The 4,129-nt window shown below is 56.6% G+C and carries 8 protein-coding genes; all 8 read right to left on the reverse strand.

Going from position 1 to position 4,129, the window contains the following annotated elements; genetic code table 11:
- On the reverse strand, nt 1-614 hold a 614-nt coding region (locus tag DOU50_RS01060), incomplete at its 3' end, for a phage tail protein (RefSeq protein WP_194266109.1).
- On the reverse strand, nt 611-1,219 hold the full coding sequence (locus tag DOU50_RS01065; protein WP_148768554.1) for a phage tail protein I: 609 nt from the start codon (nt 1,217-1,219) through the stop codon (nt 611-613). The genes DOU50_RS01060 and DOU50_RS01065, both read right to left, overlap by 4 nt.
- Nucleotides 1,212-2,120 carry a baseplate assembly protein gene (locus tag DOU50_RS01070; protein WP_148768555.1) on the reverse strand — a complete coding sequence of 303 codons (909 nt, stop codon included), beginning with the start codon at nt 2,118-2,120 and terminating at the stop codon, nt 1,212-1,214. The genes DOU50_RS01065 and DOU50_RS01070 overlap by 8 nt, the downstream gene beginning before the upstream one ends.
- 5 nt (nt 2,121-2,125) lie before the next feature.
- Nucleotides 2,126-2,476, reverse strand: a complete 351-nt coding sequence (locus DOU50_RS01075; RefSeq protein ID WP_148768556.1) for a GPW/gp25 family protein — start codon at nt 2,474-2,476, stop codon at nt 2,126-2,128.
- Nucleotides 2,473-3,114, reverse strand: a complete 642-nt coding sequence (locus DOU50_RS01080; protein WP_148768557.1) for a phage baseplate assembly protein V — start codon at nt 3,112-3,114, stop codon at nt 2,473-2,475. The genes DOU50_RS01075 and DOU50_RS01080 overlap by 4 nt, the downstream gene beginning before the upstream one ends.
- A gap of 112 nt (nt 3,115-3,226) precedes the next feature.
- The gene (locus tag DOU50_RS01085) at nt 3,227-3,694 is read right to left on the reverse strand and encodes a phage tail protein (protein WP_148768558.1); all 468 of its coding nucleotides are present in this window, start codon (nt 3,692-3,694) and stop codon (nt 3,227-3,229) included.
- The gene (gene lysC / locus DOU50_RS01090) at nt 3,657-3,902 is read right to left on the reverse strand and encodes an Rz1-like lysis system protein LysC (protein WP_231103413.1); all 246 of its coding nucleotides are present in this window, start codon (nt 3,900-3,902) and stop codon (nt 3,657-3,659) included. Before lysC ends, DOU50_RS01085 begins: the two co-directional genes overlap by 38 nt.
- On the reverse strand, nt 3,790-4,129 hold a 340-nt coding region (gene lysB / locus DOU50_RS01095), incomplete at its 5' end, for an Rz-like lysis system protein LysB (RefSeq protein WP_148768559.1). The genes lysC and lysB, both read right to left, overlap by 113 nt.

Genomic DNA, 4,129 nt, shown 5'->3' on the forward strand with positions numbered 1-4,129 from the left:
AAACCAAGGTTTTTGAGAACCTCATCACTCAATCCTGCATCGGCAATTTCTTTTAACGCATTGGTGATTAATGGGTACTGTTTATGAGGATTATCAGCAGCAATGTGCTTTTTCATCTGATCATCAGCATAGCTCTTCACTTCAATAATTTTATCGTCAACATACTGGCGCGTTGCCAGCACAATTGACGGATCAATTTTCAGGGAAATTGAAGATGTGCTAGACACAATCAGAATCATGCGAATGGTCTGCGTGCGGCCACTTCCTTCCTGCAGCTGAGGCTTGTATGTTTCCGGGCAGTTAGCTACGGCGATCAGAATGCCGTCGTCGTCATAGAGACCGATCTCTCGGATCCAGAACCCACCCTCATTCTCGGGAATAATCTGCTCAGCGATGATCTGGCTGGTATTGTTCGGATCAACAGCGAGCAGGTTTAGCGGCGCAATGCGTTTTTGGTTAACGAGCTTCGTCTGCGCAGGATCGGGGGTGGGCAACGTTCCGTTAGCGTCGCCTACCGCCATTTGCGTCAGATTGAGTTTTGTACCAAGTGCCGTCGCGTTAGCTAGCCGCGCCGCGCCCTGATTAGTCAGTATGGCAAAATATTTTGCGGTCATGCGTTCACTCTCAGGTTATCAATCAAATGGATGGCCGAGGCCGGGTAATAATCACCACCGACAATAAGTTCCTCAGTGGTGTAGGGGTAAACAGCCAGCGCATCGCCGTGATAGCATCCTGCGCCGACATAAAACTCTCCCGTTGAGCTCAGGCTGATAGCCAGCCCGGTCATGTGTCTACTTGCCGGTTTGGCATCCTCAATGAGACGTTCAAGCTCCTGATACATTTCGTCAGTGATGCCGTTATCAAGCACACCGACAACCAGACGGAATGTGCCAGGCTCCTCACCGAGCTGCCACCACTCGCGCACCTCAATCAAAAAGCCAAGCGGTTCCACCACACGACGCAATGCGCTGATGGTTCCTTTGTGCTGATGGACGAAAAATGAGGACATAATGACGCTGCGTTTGGTTCTCTCCGGCCACGCCTCATCCCAACGGTCTACCGACAGCGCCCATGCCAGGTAGGGAAGTAAATTCACCGGGCACGCGCTGGGGTTCCATAACGTGCGTAGCGGTACCGGCACACGCTCAATATTCGAGAGCGCAGCGGCAGCGGCGATTTCCAGGGGTGAGGACCCGACGGGTAATAGCCTTTCACTCATCCGAACCCCCGATCGTTATCTGATACGAGGTACAGTTCGAGGCCTGCGACTTAGTCAGTACAATGTCAGACTGGGGAGATTCCAGTTCAACGCGCTGCACGCCTTCAACGTGAAGTGCTGCATAAATGGCCGACAGGCGGATATCGCGTCCAAGGCGATGCTGTGCGCTGATATAATTTTGCAGCCTCTGCTCTGCAGCCTGCCTGATGGGTTCAGACTCTGGTCCGGGATAAACGTAGAGTGTTGCGTTTATCTTGTAAGGCACAATTTCTGCTGACTGAACAGTCACACGATCGCCGACCGGGCGGACGGTTTCAGCGTTAAGCGCTTTTTCAACAACCGCCAGTAGTTCAGGACGAGCGGTGCCATCACCCTCACGGGATAACACCGAAATCGTCACGTATGCAGGCTGAGGGCTATCAACCGAAACGTCAGCGACCCGTCCGTCGGCACTTCGACCATGATATTCATAGGCTCCAACCGGCCCCGCGACGCTCAATCCCTCAAATGCCTGCTGGGCGCGCAGTCGCAGGTCAGCGTCAGACTCCATGACGGCAGCCGTTGGCGGAATGGTAGTGTCATCTGCCGGGGTGATGGTCAGGCGTTCGGTATTATTGTTTCCCGCGATAACATCAAGGTCGTGACCGGCAGAATAGGCAAGCGTCACAGCCAGCGCAGCCTCGTTAACCCGCTGGCGCCAGATGACTTCCCGGTAGGCGTTCTCCTGCAGCAGCTTCACAATCGGCTCTGACTCCAGGGTCAGCGTCCGTGCAATCGCCTCTCGCTCCTCTTCCGGATAGAGGGAGGCAAAGGTGGCCTTTCGTTCTGCCAACAGCGTTTCATAATCCACCTCCTCCACGACATCAGGCGCGGCGAGCTGGCTCAGATCAACAATAGCCATAGCGTTTAACTCAGTGAAATAGTGATAGAAAAGGATTGTCCGGAGGTCGGGCGCGTGCCGGTGATATCGACATACAACGTCCCGTCATTCTCCGAACGTTCGAAAGTGATGGACGTCAGGCTTATCCGCGGCTCCCATTTCTGGATGGCGGAATAACAGGCGGCCATGATCTGCAGGCGCAGCGCCGGGCTCTGCGGCCTGTCTATCATCGCCGCCAGCAGCGAGCCGTAATCCCGGCGCATGACCCGCGAGCCAATCGGCGTAACCAGAATGTCGCGCACGCTCTGCCGGATGTGGTCAGCCTCTGAAAGGCTTAGCCCGGTCTGCCTGTTCATTCCCCTGTAACGCACCGTCATTGTGTCCCCTTAGTCCAGCTTCCGCCGCTTTGCACACTGCCGTGCGCGTGGTTGTCCACCTGCACTCCGTTGGAGGTCAATTTACCGCCGGAGTGCTCAATATTTCCGGTCATCACCCCGCCCTTCTGCACTTCCAGCGAGGCGGTAATTAACCTGTTGGTACACACCACTTCAGGCGTATCCAGCGTGATGCGGGATGTTGATGTCACCCTCACCTCCGGCACGGTGGCGGTCAGCGATTCAGAGGCGGTAATATCGGCCGTTTTAATGCCTGCAACCGTCAGCGCCCCGCGCCCGGGTTCGTACTCGATCACCGCGCCGTCCGGAAACGAGACGTGGAACGCATCAGGTGACCCGGACGGTGCCGGATGGTCGTCCGAGAAAATGCCGGGCAGCACAAAGGCGGTATCCAGCTCACCGCCGATGGCCAGCAGCAGCACCTGCTCTCCCTCGGAAGGGGCCCACCACACGCGCGAACGTCCCGCACGACAGGTTAGCCAGTTCAGCCAGGTGGTTTTCATCCCGCCGGTCTGGACACGACAAAGCCCTCTGTTGAGGTCAACGTCGGTCACAACACCGATACGAATCAGGTTGCGGATCGCGCGAGCGATACCGTTCATGGAAGTTAATGTATTCATGAGAAGAGAATGCCGTTCAGGAGGAACGGCAGCAACGAGACGGGGTTTTCTGCGGGATGATACAACAAGCGGTCCAGACAACAGGCGGCTGGCGGCCTTCAGCGTGGGGAGCTTAGTCCTCCCACTGGCTGACCAGCTCACCGTTGATGTACAACGCCTTCGGACGCGTGACGGGCTCCGGCAGCGGCGGCTCCGGGGAATAGGTCGCGTGCAGAGCGCCCTGATCCTGGGAAACAAGAATGCGCTCGGTCAATTGCACGCTGATGGTGATATCCATCGTATCGTCATCGTTTAAGACGATCGTGAAGGTGTATCCGTTTTTGCGTCCGTCATCGAGGGTAAAAATGTCCGGCTGGTTTTCCCGCAGCCAGGCCAGCACCGGGACAAAAAATCCCTCGCTGTCGCCGGTGAAACCGCTGACCTTCGCGTTCAGCGCATACCGCTTTTCAAAGGAGAGCGAGGAGGCCAGTCGGGCGTCTATATTGCCGCTTCCGACCGACATCTGCAGGCGTTCCGGGTTGGCATTCAGCTGGGGGATCGCGTCAATTAATGCCTGACGCAGGCTCTTGAGTTTGTGCATCGAGTTTATCCTGACAGTCTTTTATGGTTTCAACCTGCAGCGCGCAGGCGATAAGGGCGTATTCAAGCCTGCGAATATCCGCGCTGAGATCGCCGTTAGTGGCGGGTTCGCTTCCCGGCATCGGGCAGCGGCTCACCTTCGGGCAGGCGTTGTAAACAATGTGCTGCGGAGGCACAGGCGGTGCGGGTGTGCAACCTGCGGACAGCATCAGGCAGCTGAGCGGTATACCAGCGGCGTAACGCTTCATTTTCATTGAGTAATCTCCCGATAGTCGCTTCCCGTCTTGCCCTCTCCTCGCCTGCAGTAACAAGCTCCTCACGGAGCCTGACCTGGGCGTTTTCATTTGCTCTGGCCATCCGCTGCGACAGGGACAGCTGCTGGTTAAGCGTGGCGAGGGCCGTTTTTTGCTCGCTGGCGACCCGGTTGGCCGTGGCT

This window comes from Enterobacter sp. C6, from assembly GCF_008122455.1.
GTDB classification, from domain to species: Bacteria; Pseudomonadota; Gammaproteobacteria; order Enterobacterales; family Enterobacteriaceae; genus Enterobacter; species Enterobacter pseudoroggenkampii.